The 17,362-nt window shown below is 59.5% G+C and carries 17 protein-coding genes and 2 tRNA genes; 16 read left to right on the top strand and 3 right to left on the bottom strand.

Translation table 11 applies throughout. From position 1 onward, the window contains the following. The first annotated feature begins 126 nt into the window (after nucleotides 1-126). From zigA to HK20_RS02530, 7 genes are all read left to right on the top strand, one after another. Complete coding sequence (gene zigA, locus HK20_RS02560) at nucleotides 127-1,344, top strand: zinc metallochaperone GTPase ZigA (RefSeq protein WP_086645516.1); 1,218 nt, start codon at nucleotides 127-129, stop codon at nucleotides 1,342-1,344. Then, complete coding sequence (locus tag HK20_RS02555; RefSeq protein WP_086645515.1) at nucleotides 1,341-1,676, top strand: DUF6525 family protein; 336 nt, start codon at nucleotides 1,341-1,343, stop codon at nucleotides 1,674-1,676. Before zigA ends, HK20_RS02555 begins: the two co-directional genes overlap by 4 nt. A gap of 94 nt (nucleotides 1,677-1,770) precedes the next feature. Beyond that, nucleotides 1,771-2,022 carry a hypothetical protein gene (locus HK20_RS02550; protein WP_086645514.1) on the top strand — a complete coding sequence of 84 codons (252 nt, stop codon included), beginning with the start codon at nucleotides 1,771-1,773 and terminating at the stop codon, nucleotides 2,020-2,022. Nucleotides 2,023-2,202: 180 nt separating this feature from the next. Next, the gene (gene gpt / locus HK20_RS02545) at nucleotides 2,203-2,688 is read left to right on the top strand and encodes a xanthine phosphoribosyltransferase (protein WP_086645682.1); all 486 of its coding nucleotides are present in this window, start codon (nucleotides 2,203-2,205) and stop codon (nucleotides 2,686-2,688) included. A gap of 58 nt (nucleotides 2,689-2,746) precedes the next feature. Beyond that, nucleotides 2,747-2,823, top strand: a tRNA-Pro gene (locus HK20_RS02540). A gap of 22 nt (nucleotides 2,824-2,845) precedes the next feature. After that, the gene (locus HK20_RS02535) at nucleotides 2,846-3,151 is read left to right on the top strand and encodes an ETC complex I subunit (RefSeq protein WP_086645513.1); all 306 of its coding nucleotides are present in this window, start codon (nucleotides 2,846-2,848) and stop codon (nucleotides 3,149-3,151) included. A 39-nt stretch (nucleotides 3,152-3,190) separates the two neighbouring features. Continuing rightward, nucleotides 3,191-3,267, top strand: a tRNA-Arg gene (locus tag HK20_RS02530). A gap of 184 nt (nucleotides 3,268-3,451) precedes the next feature. Here HK20_RS02530 and cysE read toward each other — a convergent pair. After that, nucleotides 3,452-4,252 carry a serine O-acetyltransferase gene (gene cysE, locus HK20_RS02525; protein ID WP_233129060.1) on the bottom strand — a complete coding sequence of 267 codons (801 nt, stop codon included), beginning with the start codon at nucleotides 4,250-4,252 and terminating at the stop codon, nucleotides 3,452-3,454. Between the two features lie 70 nt (nucleotides 4,253-4,322). Then, complete coding sequence (locus tag HK20_RS02520; protein ID WP_086645511.1) at nucleotides 4,323-5,576, bottom strand: UbiH/UbiF/VisC/COQ6 family ubiquinone biosynthesis hydroxylase; 1,254 nt, start codon at nucleotides 5,574-5,576, stop codon at nucleotides 4,323-4,325. Nucleotides 5,577-5,789: 213 nt separating this feature from the next. On the opposite strand from HK20_RS02520, the gene HK20_RS02515 reads away from it, so the two are divergent. From HK20_RS02515 to hflX, 9 genes are all read left to right on the top strand, one after another. Continuing rightward, a complete protein-coding gene (locus HK20_RS02515) occupies nucleotides 5,790-6,128 on the top strand; it encodes a P-II family nitrogen regulator (protein ID WP_025828032.1) in 339 nt (112 codons plus the stop codon). 250 nt (nucleotides 6,129-6,378) lie between these two features. Beyond that, a complete protein-coding gene (gene ispF, locus HK20_RS02510; RefSeq protein WP_086645681.1) occupies nucleotides 6,379-7,533 on the top strand; it encodes a 2-C-methyl-D-erythritol 2,4-cyclodiphosphate synthase in 1,155 nt (384 codons plus the stop codon). A 91-nt stretch (nucleotides 7,534-7,624) separates the two neighbouring features. Then, nucleotides 7,625-8,695 (top strand): tRNA dihydrouridine synthase DusB, encoded by a 1,071-nt coding sequence (dusB, locus tag HK20_RS02505; protein WP_198943867.1) that lies wholly within the window; start codon nucleotides 7,625-7,627, stop codon nucleotides 8,693-8,695. Continuing rightward, nucleotides 8,692-9,798, top strand: a complete 1,107-nt coding sequence (locus HK20_RS02500) for a nitrogen regulation protein NR(II) (RefSeq protein ID WP_086645510.1) — start codon at nucleotides 8,692-8,694, stop codon at nucleotides 9,796-9,798. Before dusB ends, HK20_RS02500 begins: the two co-directional genes overlap by 4 nt. Nucleotides 9,799-9,859: 61 nt before the next feature. After that, complete coding sequence (gene ntrC, locus HK20_RS02495; protein ID WP_086645509.1) at nucleotides 9,860-11,302, top strand: nitrogen regulation protein NR(I); 1,443 nt, start codon at nucleotides 9,860-9,862, stop codon at nucleotides 11,300-11,302. An 8-nt stretch (nucleotides 11,303-11,310) separates the two neighbouring features. Further along, the gene (locus HK20_RS02490) at nucleotides 11,311-13,578 is read left to right on the top strand and encodes a PAS domain-containing sensor histidine kinase (RefSeq protein ID WP_086645508.1); all 2,268 of its coding nucleotides are present in this window, start codon (nucleotides 11,311-11,313) and stop codon (nucleotides 13,576-13,578) included. Then, the gene (locus HK20_RS02485) at nucleotides 13,568-14,959 is read left to right on the top strand and encodes a sigma-54 dependent transcriptional regulator (RefSeq protein WP_086645507.1); all 1,392 of its coding nucleotides are present in this window, start codon (nucleotides 13,568-13,570) and stop codon (nucleotides 14,957-14,959) included. Before HK20_RS02490 ends, HK20_RS02485 begins: the two co-directional genes overlap by 11 nt. A 79-nt stretch (nucleotides 14,960-15,038) precedes the next feature. Beyond that, entirely contained in the window at nucleotides 15,039-15,323 is a 285-nt protein-coding gene (gene hfq / locus HK20_RS02480; RefSeq protein ID WP_059024200.1) for an RNA chaperone Hfq, read from the top strand. Beyond that, nucleotides 15,304-16,623, top strand: coding sequence for a GTPase HflX (gene hflX / locus HK20_RS02475; protein ID WP_086645506.1), 1,320 nt, complete (start codon nucleotides 15,304-15,306; stop codon nucleotides 16,621-16,623). The genes hfq and hflX overlap by 20 nt, the downstream gene beginning before the upstream one ends. A gap of 66 nt (nucleotides 16,624-16,689) precedes the next feature. Here the strand turns inward: hflX and HK20_RS02470 are convergent, their stop codons facing one another. Next, a complete protein-coding gene (locus HK20_RS02470) occupies nucleotides 16,690-17,322 on the bottom strand; it encodes an NUDIX hydrolase (RefSeq protein ID WP_086645505.1) in 633 nt (210 codons plus the stop codon). Nucleotides 17,323-17,362 lie beyond the last annotated feature (40 nt).

The following is a 17,362-nucleotide window of genomic DNA, read 5'->3' as shown; positions in this document are numbered from 1 at the left end:
AGGGGTGCCTGCCTGCCCCGGGGCTGCGTTGCCTGCAGGTTGGCGCTTTAATTTCAAGTCATAATTGTTATGTTATACTATAACGTATATACCGGAGGGAGTATGCCGCAACAATAAGGTTCTCCCATGCCCGACAGGCTGCCCGTTACCGTTTTGTCCGGTTTTCTTGGTGCCGGAAAAACAACCTTGCTCAATTACATTCTGAATAACCGCACAGGCCGCAAGGTCGCGGTCATTGTGAATGACATGAGCGATGTGAACATAGATGCCGATCTGGTGCGCGATGGGAGCAACCTCTCCCGCACGGATGAAAAACTGGTGGAAATGAGCAACGGCTGCATCTGCTGCACCTTGCGTGATGACCTGTTGCAGGAGGTACGCAGGCTGGCTGAAGATGGTCGGTTTGATTACCTTTTGGTGGAATCAACCGGTATTGCAGAACCCCTGCCCATTGCCGCCACGTTTGAGTTCCGTGATGAAGCCGGTGCCAGTCTGGCGGACATAGCCCGGCTGGATACCATGGTAACCGTTGTGGACGCGGTTAATCTTCTCAACGATTACGGCTCAACCGATTTTCTCAAGGATCGGGGGGAAATCGCGGGGGAGGATGATGAACGCGCTCTGGTTTCCCTGCTGGTGGAGCAGATTGAATTTGCAGATGTTGTTGTGCTCAACAAGGTTTCCAGCGCCACGCCCGAACAGCGCGTAGCGGCCCGCCAGATTATTATGAGCCTGAACCCAGACGCCGATATTGTGGAAACAGACAATTCCGTGGTGCCGTTGGACAGGGTTTTGAATACGCACCGCTTTGATTACGAAAAGGCTCACAAAAATCCATTATGGTACAAAGAGCTTTATGGGTTTGCAGACCATGTGCCCGAAACGGATGAATACGGTATCCGCAGTTTTGTTTTTAGGGCGCGTCGCCCATTTATTCCCGAAAAATTCAAGGCTTTTATAGATCATGCCTGGCCGGGTGTTGTGCGTGGCAAGGGGTATTTCTGGCTGGCGACCAGACCCATGTGGGTGGGGGAGCTGGGGCAGGCTGGAGCACTGGTGCAAACGCAGGCCGCCGGGCACTGGTGGGTTGCCATTCCTCCCGAACATTGGCCGGAAGATACGGAATGGCAGGATATGCTGGTTTCCAGATGGGACCGGGTTTATGGCGACCGCAGGCAGGAACTGGTGTTTATCGGCACGGCCGATATGGACGAAGCCGCTATTCGCGCCGCATTGAACGCCTGCCTTGTGCCAGATACCGGGCAAACTCTTTTTGACGAAAGCATGTTTGCAAACCTGCCAGACCCGTTCCCCGCGTGGCAGACGGAGCCTGTGGAGCCATGACCCGCGCGCCAGCCCCCAGTAACGAACGCACCCTGCGCCACGAGGTCTGGCGCAGGTATGACGGCAACGACTGGCAGGCGTTTGATGCCTTGCCCCCTAGCATACGCCAGCGCGTAACCCAGCATAGTTACGATGCATGGTCCGTGAATGTGCTTATGCTCTGGCGGCATTACAAACGGAGTTATGGCCGCACGGCACGGGCCGAAAAAGCACTGATCCGCTACCTGGATTATTGTGAGCGGTTGGAGCGCGATGTGTTTGCCACGCGGTATGGGGAGCAATATGGCATGCCGCTCCCCCATATGGCGGCAGGATGCACCGTACAGCGGTAACGACATGCGTATTGGTTGCGTGCATTATCGTCTTTGCCAGCGGCTGCATATATGATAGAACAAACAAAGAACATATTGCAGATGGAAAGCTAACATGGCGGTAGCAGAGCGGATCGTGTTTCAGCCATTTGTGTGGCAGGGAGCGGTATTGCGGGCGGGAGCACCCATTGTGTGCCCGAACGTGGAAGATGCACGCAGGCGCGTGGACAAAATCCGGGCCGGTATCCTGCATGTTGCCGGGGCCGTGGTGGTGCGCATGGATGTGGATGAAGACATAGGCGATTACGGGGAGCCCGAATACCTGGAACGGATTGGTGATACCCCCGGTGGGGAAGACGAGGACTAATCCGCCTACAACAATAGTCACAGCCAGTTGCTATGCCGCTCCGGTTTTTGCCGGGCATGACAAAGGGGTGATTGCGGGTGCGCAACACTCTGTAGGAACTGGCGCATCTTCCTGCTAAAGAGGGCGCATAAAGGCAGGGGGCAACCCGGCCTGCGGCGTGATTGTTAAAGGATGGTGTTTATGGCTGTGCATTATGCCACGGTAACATGGGAGCAACTGCATAGGGATGCACGGGCGCTGGCGGCGGCCCTTATGCCCAGAATGCCCTTTAAAGGTATCGTGGCGGTTACCCGTGGCGGGTTAATTCCCGCAGCCATTGCCGCCCGGGAACTGGGGTGCCGGTTGATCGAGACCATTTCCGTCGTAACCTATGACGAAGAAGAAATGGGCCAGCCTCAGATTATCAAAGCACCAGAAGCGGCAGGGGATGGCGAAGGGTTCCTGATTATTGATGATCTGGTCGATTCCGGCGTGACCGCGCGCTTTGTGCGTGAATGTCTGCCCAAAGCCTATTTTGCCTGCCTGTATGCCAAACCTGCCGGTAAACCCTTGACCGATCTGTTTATTACGGAAGTTCCGCAGGATACGTGGGTTCTTTTTCCGTGGGATACAGCTCCGCTGTTCGTGCCGCCACTGGTCAGCAACAAAAAAGAGTGTGCGGAGTAATTTTTTTAGCGCAACAGGGTTGCCAGTTTATAATTAGACGCCTAGTTTCCCGCTTGTTCGGGGCGTGGCGCAGCCTGGTAGCGCGCGTGTTTTGGGTACACGAGGCCCCCGGTTCGAGTCCGGGCGCCCCGACCATAAATAAAGCGGGAGGCACATAATGCCAGCGCGTATTTATCAGCAGTCCAAGCCAGCAGGTCAGTCCGGTCTGGCAGGCACCCGCAAATGGGTGTTTGAATACGGTCAGGGCGCTCCACGCAAGCAGGATGCCCTTATGGGGTGGACCGGTAGCGCGGATACCCGTTCACAGCTCCGCCTTCTGTTTGACAGCCGCGAGGCCGCCGAGGCTTACGCCCAGCATGAGCAGATTGCTTATGAGGTTGAACAGCCAGCCCAGCGGCACCGTCGTCCCAAGGTTTATGCCGATAACTTCGGCTACAACCGGATCCAGAACTGGACGCACTGAATTTTAGCCTCCCCCCCTGTGCGGGATGGGAGGCTTTTCGCGCCCTTAGCTCAGTTGGATAGAGCAACAGCCTTCTAAGCTGTGGGTCATTGGTTCGAATCCAATAGGGCGCGCCAGTTTTTTATCTGTAAAATCCTGTCAGGGTGGAGGATCAGGCTCCGCCCTTTTTTGTGTCCGCTCTGCGCCGGGTTGTCTGGTGCCGCACTGTGTCACGGGACTGGGTAAAGCGTTGGGCCAGCCGTGATTTGGGGAAGGTATATGGGGGCAGGGTGCGTTGCGCGTGCCCCCATGCTCTGGGTGTCAGATAATGTAATCAATAGGGGGGAGTGTCTGGTCCATGTTCAGGGCGGGCATACCCTTGTGGCGCACACCGACCTTGCGGGCAGGGTTGCCGACCACGGTGGTAAAGGGGGGTACGGGCTCAAGTACAATGGAGCCAGCGCCAATTTTGGCACCTTCACCAATTTCAATATTACCAAGGACTTTGGCGCCAGCGCCAATCAGCACGCCCCGGCGCACCTTGGGGTGGCGGTCCCCGCAATGTTTACCCGTGCCACCAAGGGTCACATTTTGCAGAATGGAGACATCGTCTTCAATAATGGACGTCTCCCCCACCACAATGCCGGTGCCGTGGTCAAACAGAATGCGGCGGCCAAGCTGTGCGGCAGGGTGAATGTCCACCCCGAACAGTTCTGATGCACGGCTTTGCAGATGCAGGGCCAGATGCCGTCGTTCAGACAGCCAGAGCCAGCGCGCCACCCGGTAGGTCTGCACTGCATGATAACCTTTGAAGAACAGGAACGGAGTTACAAAATCCGGGCAGGCCGGGTCCCGCTCCCGGATGGCCAGCAGGTCGGCTGCTGCTGCGCATACCAGATCAGGCTCCGCGTCAAAACTTTCCTTCACCAGTTCGGAAAGTGCATCGGCGGCAACGGAACGGTCCCCCAGTTTGCGGCCAATCAGGGCAGCCAGAGCAGATGCAAAGCTGGAATGGCTCCGTACGCCGGTTGCCAGCAGGCCGCGCACCAGTGGGTCATGGCAGCTGCATGCTTCCTGCGTCATCTGCCGCCACAGCACGGTCAGCTGTGGTGCGCACAGCATGCTGCTTTCTTCAAAATGACTGGAACTGACTGAGGCAACGTTACCGTCCTGCATCCCGGCTACTCCGCAACTACAAACCCATGGCGTGCTTTACAAAAGCTTTCCGCAGGGCGGGAAAGCGATGCACGCCCGCAATACCCAGATCACGCGCCAGACGGAGGACCGGGTTGTTGTTACTGAACAGCCTGTCCAGCGCATCTGTTGCTGCCAGCATGAGCATATTGGCCGGGCGGCACAAGGCCTGATAACGCGCAAGCACAGCAGGAGCACCAGGGTCCTTGCCCTGTGCATGGATGTCCAGCAGCAATGGGCTCAGGTGAATGACATCCCGGTAGCCAAGGTTAAGCCCCTGGCCTGCAATGGGGTGAATCCCGTGTGCGGCATCCCCTACCAGCAGGAGCCGTGTATCTGTATAGCGTGCGGCATACTGGGCGGAGAGCGGGTAAGTCCAGCGGCGGCCCACGGGTGTTACGCGGCCAAGGCGGGTATTGCCCATGCGGCGTTCCACCTGCTTGGCAAAAGCATCATCGGGCAGGGCGGCAAAGCGTTCGGCTATGCCGTCCTTGTCGCTCCACACAATGGCGGACATGTAGGGGTGTTCGTCCGTGCCTGTCATGGGGAGCTGCGCAAACGGGCCTGCGGGCAGGAAGTGCTCCAGCGCGCTGTTGTCATGCGGGAACTCGTGGGCAATGGCACACACAATGGCGGTCTGCCCGTAGGGCAGGCGGGTCAGGGGAATACCGGCTTCGGAGCGCAGGCGGCTGCGGCGGCCATCGGCGGCTACAATCAGGCGGGCGTTAAAGCTGCGGCCATCCTGTAGCTGCACATGCGCATTTTGCGCCGTGCGGGTAATTTTTGCTTCCGCGGGGGCCAGAACGGTCACGCCCGGTGTGGTGCTCAGGCATTTGTTCAGCGCCACGCGCAGGGCGCGGGCTTCCACCATCCAGCCAAAAGGCTGCGAGGCATCGTCTCGTGTGAACTCGAGAAAAAGGGAGGATGCGGGCTCACCCGGCCTGCCATCGGTGACCAGAATTTCTTCAATCGGGCAGGAAGTGGCAGGGAGCAGGTCCCACACTCCGGCACTTTCCAAAAACTCTTTGGGGCCTGCGGCAATGGCGTAGGCGCGCCCGTCCAGATCCGGGTGTTCCATGGGGGGCAGGGCCGCCTTGTCCACTACGGCCACCCGCATGCCGCCACGCGCCAGACGGCACGCCAGAGCGGCACCAACTGGCCCCGCGCCGATAATGCACACATCCACGTCCGCCACATGCGGGTGGTGGGTGCTGGCGTGTTCTGCCGTGGCATCGGGGGAGATTGGGCTCATGCGGTTTTTTCCTTAACATTCACACATCTGGCAGGCGGCACGCCCGGAAAGCCGCACAGGCTGTTGCGGAGCATGCCCCCTATATGCGCCCTCCTTTGCGACAAAACCAGCCGTCTTGCCTTGAGGTGCATCAAAGCTCTTGGCAATTGGTGTTTAACTGTGCCAACATCGTAACGTCATGGAAATGTTTTGCAGCAGGGAGTTGCAGGCAGTATGAAGCTGATTACCGCCATTATAAAGCCCTTTAAACTCGATGATGTCCGCGAAGCGCTTGCGCCGCTGGGTGTTCAGGGGATTACTGTCTCGGAAGTCAAGGGGTTTGGTCGCCAGAAAGGGCAGACGGAAATTTACCGTGGAGCTGAATACCGGATCAGCTTCCTGCCCAAGATCAAGGTGGAAGTCGCTGTAAGCGATGCCCTGCTTGACCAGGTGCTGGAAGCGATTCTGGATGCAGCGCATACGGGCAAGATCGGGGATGGCAAGATTTTTGTCAGCGATCTTACCCGTGTCATCCGCATCCGCACGCGTGAGACCGGGGATGCAGCCCTTTAAGGGGTAGGCCGGTCTGGCGGTGGGGTAGGTTTGCGCAACTTCGGGTCTGGTACCTGCCCTTGCGGCCATTAGGGCGGCAACCCCGCGTGTGGGGGCCGCCGTAAACCTGCATTTTGTGCAGGGTTGCTGGCGGTGTGCGCCAGTGTGCAGTGTGCTGCCCGTTGCACGGTAGGAACCGTGTTAAAAGGGATGCCTCTCTTTCCCATTTTCAGGCTTGACGGGGCAGGGGTGTGGCCTCATTGCTTCGGACATGCGAGTAGCTGCCATTCTACTGGCTGCCGGTACAGGCAGCCGCTATGCCGCCACCACGGGGTGTGCCACGCCCAAGCAGTATGTGCTGCTTGCTGGCCAGCCCGTTATCCGACACGCCGCAGAGGCTCTTCTGCCGCATGTCTCCTCTATTCAGCCGGTGGGGGATCCTTCCTCCCTGAATGATGCATTGCAGGGGCTGGCTGTTCTGCCGCCCGTGCAGGGTGGTCAAACCCGGCAGGCCAGCGTGCGCGCCGGGCTGGAGGCGCTGGACGCCCTGCCACCGGAGCAAAAGCCCGATCTGGTTCTGGTGCATGATGGTGCCCGCCCTTATGTTACCGGGCAACTGGTGGCCAATGTTGTGGCGGCTCTGGCGGAACATCCCGGTGCTATTCCCGCCGTGCCCGTGGCCGATACCCTCAAGCGTGAAAAAGACGGCGTGATTGATGGCACCGTCTCGCGCGAGCATCTGTTCCGTGCGCAAACCCCTCAGGGCTTCCGTTTTGGCCTGTTTTTGGACCTGCACCGCGCAGCCGCCTCGCTCAATGCCACGGATGACGCCAAACTGCTTGAGGAGTCCGGCTTTAGCGTGGCGCTTGTGCCGGGCGATGAAGATAATATCAAACTGACATACGAGGCTGATCTGGTGCGTCTTGAAAGGCTGATTGGCCCCACATTGCTGCCGCGTGTGGGCCTTGGGTACGATGTGCATGCCTTTGAGGAAGGGCGCCCGCTGATCATGTGCGGGATTACCATTCCCCACACGCATGGTCTGGCTGGTCATTCCGATGCCGATGTGGGTATCCACGCGCTGTGTGACGCCATTTATGGCGCACTGGCCGAAGGTGACATCGGCAGGCATTTCCCCCCCAGCCAGAATGAATGGAAGGATGCGGATAGCGCGCGCTTCCTCATCCATGCTGGGCAGCGTATTCGCGAGCGGGGGGGTATGCTGGTCAATGCCGACCTGACCCTGATTTGCGAACGCCCCAAAATTGGCCCCCATGCGCAGGCCATGCGGGAGCGCCTTGCTGCGCTGCTGGAAGTGGATGTGGACCGTATTTCGGTCAAGGCCACAACGTCTGAACGGCTGGGCTTTACCGGGCGGGAAGAAGGCATTGCCTGTGCTGCTACCGTCAGCGTTCTGGTGCCGTAAAACCGCACCGCGTAGCTGACGGCGAAAAAACATTGCACAGGGGCGCGTGGACCGGTATTTCTGCCTAATTCGTAGGCAAATGGAAATGACTGTGCAAACGCAACCTCTGCTGCGTCCGATTGATCTGGGCGGTGTTGTTCTTGATACGCCAGTAATTCTGGCGCCCATGTCCGGCGTGACCGACCTGCCATTCCGGCGGTTGGTCCGCAGGCTTGGGGCTGGCCTTGTTGTTTCCGAAATGATTGCCTCATGGGCAATGGTGCGTGAGAACGATACCACCCTGCGCATGGCCGAAGTGGCCGATGCCGGTGGCCCCAATGCCGTGCAGCTGGCCGGGTGTGACCCGCAGGCCATGGCCGAAGCCGCCCGTATTGCCGTGGACCGTGGGGCGGACCTGATTGACATTAATTTTGGCTGCCCGGTTAAAAAGGTTGCCGTGGGGCAGATGGCAGGCTCCGCCCTGATGCGGGATGAAGCCGCAGCACAGCGGATGCTGCAAACGGTGGTCAAGGCCGTGTCTGTGCCTGTCACGCTCAAAATGCGCATGGGCTGGGACCATGAGCACCTTAATGCCCCCGTGCTGGCCCGTATTGCGCAGGACGCGGGTATTCGCATGATTACGGTGCACGGGCGCACCCGCCAGCAGTTTTATAACGGCACGGCGGACTGGGCGTTTGTGCGCAATGTTAAAAACGCGGTGGACCTGCCCGTTATTGTAAACGGGGACATCCTGACCACGGCCGATGCCCGCAACGCACTGGCCCAGTCCGGCGCTGATGGGGTGATGATCGGGCGTGGCTGCTACGGGCGACCGTGGTTTCTGGCGCAGGTTGCCCATGCCCTGCGTACGGGGGATGAGATGCCCGACCCTGCGCTGGAACAGGAAAAAGCCATTGTGCTGGAGCATTATAACATGATGCTGGAGCATTTTGGCCCACGCCCCGGCCTGCGGCTGGCCCGCAAGCATGTGTCCTGGTATTCGGCCGGGCTGCCTGCTTCGGCTGCATTCCGCGCTGTCTTCAACAAGGTGGAAACGCCCGATGAGGCCATAGCCCGGATTGCCGAGTTTTATGACCAGCAGATTGCCGCCGGTGCACAGCGGGAGCCGCGTGCCTCCCGCCAGGAAGCCGCACGCCAGCACGAACAGGCTCACGCGGCGTGAGCACACAAGCGCCAGACAGGGCAGAGCCTGACGCGGCGCTTCTACTGGACAGCCTGCCTGTTCCGTTGCTTGAGGTCGGGGCAGGGAATGCTGTTCTGGCGCTCAATATGGCGGCAGAGGAGTTTTTTGGTATGTCCCGCCAGCAGATCAAGGCTGGCGGCATGGCCGAAATTGCACCACCTGATCACCCGATTTATCTGCTGCTTGCCCATCTGCGCCAGCGCGGGGGGAGTGTGACCGAGCATGACCTCCTGTTTAGTTCCCCTCGCTTCCACCACGAGGGGGTGAGCGTGCAGGGGGCGGAGGTGCTGGACCATCCGGGGCACCTATTGCTCACATTCCACCAGCCATCGACTGCACGGGTGCTGGACCAGCAGCAGGTCTATCGCTCGGCGGCGCGGAGTGTGTCGGGTATGGCGGCCATGCTGGCGCATGAGGTGCGCAACCCGCTTTCAGGCATCAAGGGGGCGGCCCAATTGCTGGAGCAGGCCGTGGGGGATGCAGACCGTGATCTGGCTACCCTGATCTGTGATGAAGTGGACCGCATAGATGCGCTGGTCGAGCGCATGGGCATGTTTGGCGAGGCGCAGATGGACTACCGCGCCCTGAACATCCACCGCCTGCTCGAGCACGTAAAGCTGCTGGCCAGCAACGGTTTTGCCAAGGACCTGCGGATTATAGAGCAGTATGACCCCTCGCTCCCCCACGTATGGGGGGACCGGGACAGGCTGGTGCAGGTGCTGCTCAATCTGGTCAAGAACGCGGCGGAAGCGCTGCATGAGACCGGCAAAAAGGGGGATATTACCCTGATGACCAGTTACCGACCGGGTATTCGCGTGACCGCTCCGGGCACCACCCAATGGCGGCACCTGCCGCTGGTGGTGACCATAAGGGACACAGGGCCCGGTATTTCGGAAACAGTCAGGCCGCATCTGTTTGAACCCTTTGTTTCCACCAAGGTCAACGGTAGCGGGCTGGGGCTGGCGCTGGTGGGCAAGGTGATGGATGACCACGGCGGAGTGATGGAAGTTGAAAGCCGACCGGGCAGAACGGAGATCAGTCTTTTCCTTCCGCTGGCGGAAGAAAGGGCCGGACTGTCTTGACCTTGGGGTTGCCCGCGCCTGATAAGCCTCTCCCTGTTGTTATTCCTCTGGTTCCAAACGCATGACACCACTGCCCACCATTCTAGTTGCTGATGATGACCGGTCCATCCGTACCGTGCTGGGGCAGGCACTTGGTCGCGCGGGTTATCAGGTTCAGGTCACGCCCTATGCGTCCACCCTGTGGCAGTGGGTGCAGGAAGGGGAGGGCGATCTGGTTATTACCGATGTGGCCATGCCCGATGGCAACGGGCTGGAACTGGTAACGCGCATCCGCCAGATCCGGCCGGACCTGCGGGTTATTGTTATGAGCGCCCAGTCCACGCTGACAACCGCCGTAAAGGCCACGCAGCGCGGTGCGTTTGAATATCTGGCCAAGCCGTTTGACCTGAAGGAACTGCTCGCAGTGGTGGCGCGTGCGCTGACCACCCCGGTACAGGAGGCGGAAAAACCCGCATCTCCCCAGACACCGGAGGAACGGTTGCCGCTGATCGGGCAATCCGTGGTTATGCAGGGCATCTACCGCAGTATTGCCAGACTGACGACCTCGGACCTGACCGTGATGATCACGGGGGAGAGCGGCACCGGCAAGGAGCTGGTGGCCCGTGCCCTGCACGAATATGGCCGCCGCCGCAGTGGTCCGTTTATTGCCGTCAACATGGCCGCCATCCCGCGTGAGCAGATCGAGAGTGAACTGTTCGGCTACGAGCGCGGCGGCAATCTGGGCCGCATGCCCGGCCGGTTTGAGCAGGCATCGGGTGGCACGCTGTTCCTTGATGAGATCGGGGATATGCCACAGGAAGCCCAGACCCGCCTGTTGCGCGTGTTGCAGGAAGGGGAGTTTACAACCGTAGGGGGCTCCACCCCCCTGCATGCCGATGTGCGGATTGTGGCCGCAACCCACAGGGACTTACGGCAGGCCATACAGGCCGGTACCTTCCGTGAGGACCTGTATTACCGGCTGAACGTGGTGCCCCTGCGCCTGCCCCCCCTGCGTGAACGGCGGGAGGACATTCCCCTCCTTGCCCGCCACTTTCTGGCCCAGTGCCGGGAGGCAGGGGGAGGCTACCGGACGCTGGATGAGGAAGCCATGACCCGCCTGCAGGCATGGCGCTGGCCGGGCAATGTGCGGGAGCTGGAAAACCTGATCCGCCGCATTGTGGCCCTGTATTCGCAGGAAACCATTACGGCCGAGTTGGTGGACGCGGAACTGGCGGACCCACTGGAGAATGATTTTGTGCCAGATTGCCGGCAGGTGGCCGAACCACTGGTCGATTCAGTCTCGCGCCATATTGCCCGTTATCTGGAAGCAGGGCGGGAGGGTATGCCGTTGCATGATCTGCACGCCCGTATTATTGCTGAGGTGGAACGTCCTCTGATCCAGATGACGTTGACGGAAACACGGGGCAACCAGATCAAGGCCGCCGCCATGTTGGGGTTGAACAGAAACACCTTGCGTAAGAAAATACGCGACCTTGAGATTCCCGTCGTGCGTGGCGTAGTCTAGCCACGGGTATGACAAACGCGCCACGGTTCTCCTTTTCCCACCTGTTTTCACGCGCAGGCCTGCAATGGCTGCTGCGTGCGCTTGAGCGCAGGAGCGTTGCCGTAACGCTTGTGGCTCTGGCGCTGTGCCTTGTGTTTGCAACATTTGTGGTGCTTTCGGGCGGTATGTCTTTTGGGCATTACGCCGTGGTCGAGCCGCTGGTGCTGGTTGTTAACGGGCTGGTGCTGTTGCTGCTGCTGCTTGCCATGGGGGTGCGTGGCTGGCCTATTCTGGTGGAGTATCGCAAAGGGCTGGCGGGCACGCGCCTGCATGTGCGCCTTGTTACCCTGTTTGGCATTGTGGCCGTTGCCCCTACGGTGGTGGTGGGTGTGTTTGCCACCCTGTTTTTCCATTACGGAATACAGATATGGTTCTCTGATAGGGTCAACACGGCACTGAACGAGGCCTTGCAGGCATCACGCGGATATTTGCAGGAGCATAACGCCAATATCCGTACAGATGCGTTCTCGATGTCCAATTACATCATGAGCGCGCAGAACGAACTGGCCGCCAGCGGCATGGAGCTGCTGCAGGACCATGATGCCCTGTCCCAGATGCTCGACAGTCAGGCGACCATACGCGGGCTGACCGAGGCTTTGGTATACGACCCCATTACCAACCGAGTTGTGGCGGCTGGCGGGCTGATGAGCCGGACAGGCTACCTGCAGGACCTGCCTCCGCCTGCGGCCACGCTCATGGCGCGCTCCAATGATGTAGCTATTCTGGACTCCCCGGACGAGCGCACGGTGCGGGCTGTTGTGGAACTGTCGCAAACGCCTACGCTCATGCTGGTGATTACCCGGCTGGTTGACCCGTCCATTCTGGAGCACATGCACCGGACGGAAAACGTGGTGGCGGACTACAAGCACCTCAACAGCAACAAGGCCAAGATCCAGCTCACCTTTGTCATGATCTTTGTGTTGGTGGCACTGCTGGTGCTGGCTGTTGCCGCCCTGATCGGCTTTGCACTGGCCAACCAGATTGCCCGCCCGCTGGGCCTGCTGAGCATGGCCGCCCGCAGGGTGAGTGAGGGCGATCTGCGCGTCCACGTGCCTGAAACCGACCGGGATGATGAAGTGGCAAGCCTGTCCCGCGCCTTTAACCGCATGACGGAGGAACTGGACAGCCAGCGTTCGGAGCTGATGCTGGCGTATGGGCAGATCAATGAGCGCAGGCGCTTTACCGAGGCTGTTCTGTCAGGCGTGTCCGCAGGGGTGATCGGGCTGGACGTGGAACAGCGGATTGAGCTGCCAAACCGTGCGGCCAGTGTGCTGCTCCAGACCAATCTGGCGGATGCCACGGGTGAGCCGCTGGCAACACGCGTGCCGGAGTTTGCCGGGCTGCTTGAAGAGATCACCCTCTCGCCCGAGACCGTCTTCACGCGTGAAATCCAGATTGGCCATGCCACCAGCCAGCGCACCCTGCTGGTGCGCGTGGGGGCGGAGCTGCGCGGCACCGTAACCGAAGGGTATGTCATGACATTTGATGACATTACAGCCCTGCAACAGGCCCAGCGCAAGGCAGCATGGGCGGATGTGGCCCGCCGCATCGCGCATGAGATCAAGAATCCGCTCACCCCCATCCAGCTTGCGGCCGAGCGGCTCAAACGCCGTTTTTTGAAAGAGATCACCTCCGACCCCGACACGTTTGCCCAATGCGCGGATACAATTGTGCGTCAGGTGGGGGACATCGGGCGCATGGTGGACGAATTTTCGGCTTTTGCCCGCATGCCACAACCAATTATGAAGGATGAGAACCTTTCCCGTATTGCGCAGGAGGTGCTCATCCTGCAACGTAACGCTCATCATGAGATTTCGTACCACCTTGATCTGCCACAGCACGGACCACTGGTTCGGTGCGACCGGCGGCTTATCAGTCAGGCCTTGATCAATCTGCTGCAAAATGCGGCCGACGCCATTGCCATGGTCCCCCGGCAGGCAGACGCATCCGGGCAGGAGGTGGCTCCCAAGGGGGAGGTATGGGTGCGTATTGCGCAGGAGGGGGAAAACATTGCTATTGTCGTGGCCGACAATGGGGTGGGGCTTCCCAAGGATGACAGGAACCGCCTGACCGAGCCTTACGTAACGCACAAAGCCAAAGGAACAGGGCTGGGATTGGCTATTGTGAAAAAAATCATGGAAGATCATGGTGGAACGGTCCGTCTGGAAGACAGAGCAGGAGAGAAGGGAACTGTGGCTACTCTGGTTTTGCCGGTGAAAGACGACCATGGCGCATGAAATCCTGATCGTTGATGACGAACCCGACATTCGGATGCTGATTGAAGGCATTCTGTGTGATGAAGGGTACGAGGCCCGTGTTGCCTCCAGTTCCGAGGCAGCTCTGGCGGCTTTTAGGGCACGCAGGCCGTCTCTGGTCATTCTGGACGTGTGGTTGCAGGGCTCGGATATGGACGGGCTGGAAATTCTGCAGGCCATGAAGGCGGAGGAAGCCTCCGTGCCCGTGGTCATGATTTCAGGCCATGGCACGATCGAAACCGCCGTGGCGGCTTTGCAGCACGGTGCCTACGATTTTATTGAAAAACCGTTTCAGGCCGACCGGCTGCTGGTTATTGTCCGCCGTGCCCTTGAAGCATCGCGCCTTGCGCGTGAAAACGAGGAACTGCGCCTGCGCGCCGGGCAGGATGCAGACCTGTACGGTAACAGTGCCCAGATTGTGGCTATCCGCAACCAGATAGAAAAGGTGGCTCCCACCGGCTCACGCGTGCTGATAAGCGGCGGTCCGGGCTCAGGCAAGGAGGTGGCTGCCCGCATGATCCATGCCCGCTCCCGCCGGACGGATGGGCCTTTTGTAGCCCTCAACTGCGCCACGCTGGCTCCGGGCCGGTTTGAGGAGGAGCTGTTCGGGCTGGAAGGCGGGGTGGATGGTGTTGGCCGCCGGACGGGTGTGCTCGAACGCGCTCATGGTGGCACCCTGTTGCTGGATGAGGTGGCGGACATGCCGCTGGAAACGCAGGGCAAGATTGTCCGTGCCCTGCAGGACCAGACCTTTGAACGGCTGGGTGGTGGCTCCCGTGTTAAGGTGGATGTGCGCGTACTGGCCACCACCAACCGCGACCTTCAGGCCGAAATTGTAGGTGGGCGCTTCCGCGAGGACCTGTATTACCGTCTGGCGGTTGTGCCCCTGCGGATGCCAGCCCTTAAGGAACGGCGGGACGATATTCCCGGTCTGGCAACGCTGTTCCTGCACCGTGCGGCGGAAATGGCAGGCCTCCCCTCGCGCGATCTGTCGCCCGATGCCGTGGCTGTTCTGCAGGCGTATGACTGGCCGGGCAATGTGCGTGAGCTGAGGAACCTGATGGAACGGGTGCTGATCATGCAGCCCGGCAGCAGCCAGGACCTGATCCGCGCAGACATGCTGCCTTCCACAATTGGGGAGAACGCGCCGGGGCTGTTAAAGTTTGATGCTTCGACCGATGTCATGAGCCTGCCACTGCGCGAGGCGCGGGACCTGTTTGAAACCCAGTACCTTCAGGCACAATTATTACGATTTGGAGGGAACATAAGCCGCACAGCGCTGTTTGTGGGCATGGAGCGGAGCGCTTTGCATCGTAAACTCAAGCAGCTTGGTGTAACATCGGACGAACGGAACACTGGCTGAGCAGTGAGTTGTTACGAGTCAGGGCAGGCGTTGGATCTGGCTCCCAAGAAAAAAAGAAAATGGAATAGGGTCGCACACAGTGGAAAAAGAGAGTGCACACAATGTGCAGGACGCATTTTTAGGCCAGATTCGCCGTTCCCGGGCGGCCGTGACCGTATTTTTGGTCAATGGTGTCAAACTTCAGGGTTTTATTACGTGGTTTGATGATCAGGTAGTGCTTCTCCGGCGTGATGAGCAGACCCAGCTTATTTACAAACATGCCATCAGCACTGTTATGCCCAGCATTCCCGTAGATATTGCAGACTCCACCGGAGCGGGCGCAAAGGCGGACAAGGAACCATCTCTTGGCGACGAGTTTTACTGAGAAAAAACAAACGGTTGCAACGCGTGCTGCCGTTATTCTGCCGTGGGAGCGCTCAGCCCACGGGCAGGACGTAAGGGCCGCAGAGGCCCGGCTGGAAGAAGCCGTTGGCCTGACGGCCTCCATTGGTCTGGTTATTGTCCGTAAAGCCGTTCTTTTGCTGCGTATGCGCCGCTCGGCCACATTGCTGGGCAAGGGGCAGATCGATTCCCTTAGAATAGCGGTCAAGGCCGACAATATTGACGTGCTGGTGGTGGATACCAAACTGACCCCCGCCCAGCAGCGTAACCTGGAAACCGAGTTCGGCTGTAAGGTTATCGACCGAACCGGCCTTATTCTGGATATTTTTGGTGCCCGTGCCGCCACGCGGGAAGGGACATTGCAGGTCGAACTGGCGCATCTGGAATACCAGCGTTCGCGCCTTGTGCGGTTGTGGACCCACCTTGAGCGCCAGCGCGGTGGCTTTGGCTTCTTGGGTGGTCCGGGTGAAACCCAGATCGAAGCTGACCGCCGCATGATTGGCGAGCGCATTGTGCGCCTTAAAAAGGATCTGGAGCAGGTGCGCCGCACACGCGGGCTGCACAGGCAGGCCCGCAAGCGTGTGCCGTTCCCCGTTGTGGCTCTTGTGGGTTACACCAATGCGGGTAAATCTACCCTGTTCAACGCCCTGACCGGGGCCACCGTTTACGCACAGGACCAGTTGTTTGCAACGCTGGACCCGACCATGCGCGCCATAGAACTGCCATCGGGGCGGCAGGTTATTCTATCGGACACGGTGGGTTTTATCAGCGACCTGCCAACGGAGCTGATTGCCGCCTTCCGCGCCACGCTGGAAGAAGTGGCGGAAGCCGACATTATCCTGCATGTGCGTGACATTGCGCACCCCGATAGCGCGACCCAGAAAAAAGACGTGCTGGGTGTTTTGCAAAGCATGGCCAAGGACAACATGCTTGAGCAGGACTGGCCAAGCCGTGTGATTGAAGTGCTGAACAAGGTGGACCTGCTAGGCGAACACGCAGCAGCCCTGCAGGGGGATGAAAGCGTTGCCATTTCCGCCATTACGGGGGATGGGCTGGACCGGCTTCTGGCCCGTATTGACCAGCGCATTACATCGGGGATGGAAATGGTGCGTTATGCCCTACCACTGGCCGATGGTGCCGCGCTGGCATGGCTGTACCAGCATGGTGAGGTTATAGGTCGGAACGACCGGGAGGAAGAGGCGGATATTACCGTGCGCCTGCTGGCAGAAGACCGTGCGCGCTTTGAGCGGCAGTTCCGGCACATTACGCCCCAGATCGCGTAACGCGTTACGTGGGGCTCCATGCCCGGCGGATCAGTCAGCCTGATCTACCGGGCATGCGCTTTTTAATCAGTCAAACTCGGTTGGCAGGCTCAGATCAGCGTGGTGCGCAAACAGCCGGTCGATCTGATGGCGTGAGATACGCCCGGTTGAGAGGTCGTGCGGGATTTCGTTGCGCGCAAAAAACCGGACTTCGCTGGTTTCAATACTGGTGGTTGGGGTTCCGCCGGTAAGTTCTCCCAGAAAAAACAGTTTGGTGATGGAAAAAGCCTCTGGCGGTTCATGCCCCTGTTTTGCCCGGTCCAACACCATGGCAAGGCGGGTTATGCGCACCGTGTAGCCGGTTTCTTCCCATACTTCCTTGGCGGCGGATTCTGACGCACTCAGGTTTACATCCGCCCAGCCGCCCGGCACGGTCCAGCGGTTCTGGTCCAGCACTTCACGCACCATGAGCAGGCGGTTCTGGGCGTCAAACACCCCGGTACGCACTTCCTGCTTGGGGGTGGCGTAGCCGGTCTGCTGGGTAAACAGGTTTTCTATCTGCTGGATGGGGGCACCACTGCCACGGGCCATAACCTTGGCGGCCAGCGTGCGCAGCATTTCATAGCGTTCGCGGTCAAACGGGTCTTTGGCAAAGGTCAGTCCGGTTTGGGCAATGGCCTGAACCTCTCTGGCCCAGATAAGCCATTCAGGCTCGGACATGGTTGTGTTCCTCTCTTCTTCAACAAAAAACGGGAAGGCA

Origin of the sequence: Acetobacter sp. DsW_54 (assembly GCF_002153575.1) — a bacterium.
GTDB lineage: Bacteria > Pseudomonadota > Alphaproteobacteria > Acetobacterales > Acetobacteraceae > Acetobacter > Acetobacter fabarum.
The sequence above is the reverse complement of the archived record's forward strand: the minus strand, read 5'-3'. Positions and strand labels throughout refer to the sequence as shown.

Bases quoted from the DNA above. Each gene is read 5' to 3' on its own strand.
- ispF (WP_086645681.1), top strand. From the start codon at position 6,379: ATGCGAGTAGCTGCCATTCTACTGGCTGCCGGTACAGGCAGCCGCTAT.
- HK20_RS02520 (WP_086645511.1), bottom strand. From the start codon at position 5,576: ATGAGCCCAATCTCCCCCGATGCCACGGCAGAACACGCCAGCACCCAC.
- HK20_RS02490 (WP_086645508.1), top strand. From the start codon at position 11,311: ATGACAAACGCGCCACGGTTCTCCTTTTCCCACCTGTTTTCACGCGCA.
- gpt (WP_086645682.1), top strand. From the start codon at position 2,203: ATGGCTGTGCATTATGCCACGGTAACATGGGAGCAACTGCATAGGGAT.
- ntrC (WP_086645509.1), top strand. From the start codon at position 9,860: ATGACACCACTGCCCACCATTCTAGTTGCTGATGATGACCGGTCCATC.
- HK20_RS02550 (WP_086645514.1), top strand. From the start codon at position 1,771: ATGGCGGTAGCAGAGCGGATCGTGTTTCAGCCATTTGTGTGGCAGGGA.
- HK20_RS02470 (WP_086645505.1), bottom strand. From the start codon at position 17,322: ATGTCCGAGCCTGAATGGCTTATCTGGGCCAGAGAGGTTCAGGCCATT.
- HK20_RS02515 (WP_025828032.1), top strand. From the start codon at position 5,790: ATGAAGCTGATTACCGCCATTATAAAGCCCTTTAAACTCGATGATGTC.
- HK20_RS02555 (WP_086645515.1), top strand. From the start codon at position 1,341: ATGACCCGCGCGCCAGCCCCCAGTAACGAACGCACCCTGCGCCACGAG.
- zigA (WP_086645516.1), top strand. From the start codon at position 127: ATGCCCGACAGGCTGCCCGTTACCGTTTTGTCCGGTTTTCTTGGTGCC.
- cysE (WP_233129060.1), bottom strand. From the start codon at position 4,252: ATGCTGTGCGCACCACAGCTGACCGTGCTGTGGCGGCAGATGACGCAG.
- HK20_RS02485 (WP_086645507.1), top strand. From the start codon at position 13,568: ATGGCGCATGAAATCCTGATCGTTGATGACGAACCCGACATTCGGATG.
- HK20_RS02535 (WP_086645513.1), top strand. From the start codon at position 2,846: ATGCCAGCGCGTATTTATCAGCAGTCCAAGCCAGCAGGTCAGTCCGGT.